Source organism: Mycobacterium nebraskense (assembly GCF_002102255.1).
Taxonomy (GTDB): domain Bacteria; phylum Actinomycetota; class Actinomycetes; order Mycobacteriales; family Mycobacteriaceae; genus Mycobacterium; species Mycobacterium nebraskense.
Genome location: NZ_LQPH01000093.1, coordinates 1 through 1094, shown reverse-complemented (window position 1 = coordinate 1094; position 1094 = coordinate 1). Strand labels below are relative to the sequence as shown.

1 protein-coding gene is annotated in these 1094 nt (G+C 64.9%); it reads right to left on the bottom strand.

Features of this window, described 5'->3' with window-relative positions; translation table 11 throughout:
- Nucleotides 1–23: 23 nt before the first annotated feature.
- Nucleotides 24–995, bottom strand: coding sequence for an IS481 family transposase (locus AWC17_RS10090; protein WP_085164590.1), 972 nt, complete (start codon nt 993–995; stop codon nt 24–26).
- Nucleotides 996–1094: the final 99 nt, after the last annotated feature.

Genomic DNA, 1094 nt, shown 5'->3' with positions numbered 1-1094 from the left:
CGTCGTGACCTGACACGTTGTTGTCAGGCAGCGAGTCGGCTGATTGGTGGTCGTCCGCCGAGGGCGGAGTGGCCTCGTCGAGTGTTGTAGCGGCGAAGGAATTGGTCAAGACCGCGTCTACGCAGGCTGTTGTTGGTCCAGGGGTGGGCGTAGGCCCATTCGTTGAGCAGGGTCCGGTTGAACCGTTCTGCTTTGCCGTTGGTCCAGGGACAGCCGGGCTTGCTGAATCGGCGTTTGAGCTGCCAGGCCGAACACACCCAGCCCCAGTCGGTGCCGTGTCGGTAGACCAATGCGTTGTCGGTCAGTAGCCGACGCACACGCACGCCTTGGGCGGCGAACCAGGCCATTGCCCGGTGGAGAAACCCAGCGCACGTGGGGTCCTTCTCGTCGGGGAGCACTTCGCTGTAGGCGAGCCGGGTGTAGTCATCGATGGCGGTGTGGACGTAGTCGTAGCCGATCTTGGTCTTCTTATGCCGGTTGGCAACACAGACCGTGGCGTCGCGGCCGTGCAGCCGCCATCCACCGCCTGACGGGATGCGGCCGAGCTTCTTGACGTCGATATGAACCATGGCCCCCGGCGTGGGGTGTTCGTAGCGGTTGGGGCTGCGCCGCGATGAGCGCACCGCCTCGCCGGTGATCGGGTCGATGGCACTCAGATGTGGCATCTGGTGGCGCACCAGGATCCGCCCGACCGTCGAGGGATTCAGATCGAGTTCGGCGGCGAGCACAACAGCCCCGCGCTTACGGCGTCGCCGGGCGGCGAGCACCTTCTGCTCGACCCGATGGCTCGTGCGGTTGGGCATCCGGATCGGCCGCGACGAACGATCGGCCAGCGCGGTATCGCCGCCCTGGGCGTACCGGCGCAACCACTTGTACACCGTTGCCCGCGAAATCCCCAGCTGCTCAGCCACATGTGCAGCCGGCCAACCGGCCGCGACACGCTCAACGATCAGCCGACGAGCGAACATATTGGTACGGGCGTTAGCGTGAGACACAAGGACCTCCTACGGGTGAATGCCAGACACATCCACTCCGTCAGGAGGTCCTCCCACTTTCAAGCAGCCACGCCGTCAACAACCTCCCGGGTCACGACA